This window comes from Bartonella sp. MR168JLCBS (assembly GCF_042194175.1).
The window spans coordinates 1-749 of the sequence record NZ_JBHIMP010000333.1 but is presented as its reverse complement, the minus strand read 5'-3'; the positions used below and the strand labels follow the sequence as shown (position 1 = coordinate 749).

Sequence of the window (749 nt, the reverse complement as noted above, 5' to 3'; positions counted from 1 at the left end):
GCAGATTCAACGGACGCCATTAATGGCTCTCAGATTTATTCTATGAGTGAAATGGTTGGTAGTTATTTTGGCGGTGGTGCTGGATATGATAAAGAAGGCAAATGGATTGCTCCTACTTTCACGATTAAGACTGTTAAGGATGATGGTACTGAAGAAGAGAAGAAGTATAATACTGTTGCAGAAGCTTTGGCTGATGTTGGTACATCTTTCACGAATGTTAAAAACGATATTACTAATGTGGTAAGTAATAGTCTTGTTAAGTGGAATGAAGAGCAGAAAATAATCAAGATTGGTGGCGAAAAAGAGGGTGGTGTGATTACTCTTGCCGATAATAAAAATACGGCGCGGACACTTTCTGGTGTGAAGGATGCAGAAAAGAACGACGAAGCAGTTAACAAGGGACAGCTTGATGAGAATGTGACAAAACTTTCTGATGACATTGAAGAAGTGCGTTCTGTGGCAGTTCTTTATGATGAGGAAGAAGCTTCAGAAGAGGTCAGTACACTTACCAGAACAGCACCTAAAATTAATAAGAATAGTGTGACTTTTGGAGATCCCAAAACAGGCACTGTTGCATTGCATAATGTTGCGGCTGGTAAGATTGCCAAGGATTCACATGATGCTGTAAATGGTGATCAGCTTCATTCACTAGGCAATACCGTTGCTACCTATTTTGGTGGTGGTGCAACATTTGCAGATGGTGCTTTTACAGCTCCGACTTATAAGATCTCAAATGTTGCTGAAGATGG

At 40.5% G+C, this 749-nt stretch carries 1 pseudogene; it reads left to right on the top strand.

The features are described 5' to 3' along the window. Positions 1-749, top strand: a pseudogene (locus tag ACFIK8_RS11240) (hypothetical protein); the annotation flags it as partial.